The sequence below is a fragment of the Paraprevotella clara YIT 11840 genome, assembly GCF_000233955.1.
Classification (GTDB): domain Bacteria; phylum Bacteroidota; class Bacteroidia; order Bacteroidales; family Bacteroidaceae; genus Paraprevotella; species Paraprevotella clara.
The window spans coordinates 1-653 of sequence record NZ_JH376632.1; the positions used below are offsets into that span (position 1 = coordinate 1).

General features: G+C 43.6%; 1 protein-coding gene. It reads left to right on the top strand.

What is annotated here, in order from left to right:
• Positions 1-653: hypothetical protein (locus tag HMPREF9441_RS15120; protein WP_008622683.1), on the top strand; the 653-nt coding region annotated here is incomplete at both ends.

A 653-nucleotide genomic window follows, 5' to 3' on the forward strand; every position in this document is an offset into this window, starting at 1 on the left:
AAGAGGGTTCTACTTCACCTCGCAGCGATTACCGCCGTTATACCGTCAATGGTAGTATCAATACCCAAATCACAAATTGGTTAAAAGTAGGTTTCTCATTTGCTGCCGGACATACTGAGCGCGAAGGCGGCTCTTCTCTCAATATGCCTAAGGTGATAGCTTTGCCGCTTTACAGTCCTACTTACGAAGATGGCAGACGCAAGAACTATATCCCTGGTATCACTAGCCGTTCAGCTGGTTTCTATCACCCCGACTACTATGCCGAAACACACCCTACCGAGTCCTTCAACGATGACTTTTTGCCATCAGGGTTCGTTACCATAGAGCCTATTAAAAACCTTATATTCAAAACACAAGGAGGGGTACAATACGGCTATGGCGAATCAGAACAAAGAGAATTGCCATCGTTTATAGACTATAAGTTCTACGATGATCCTAATCCTTACACTTTTGTCTCTAACAACCGTACCCTTCGCAAAACGCTTACTAATACATTAGAGTACCGCTTTTTGTTAGGTGAAGCTAAAAAGCACAGCTTCAATGTGTTATTGGGGCAAGAGTCTGTCGAAAACAGCACTAAACAATTAGATGCGGCTACTTATGGGCAGCCTGCCGAAGGACTTACAATGCTCCGTCACGGTAGTAAAAATAAA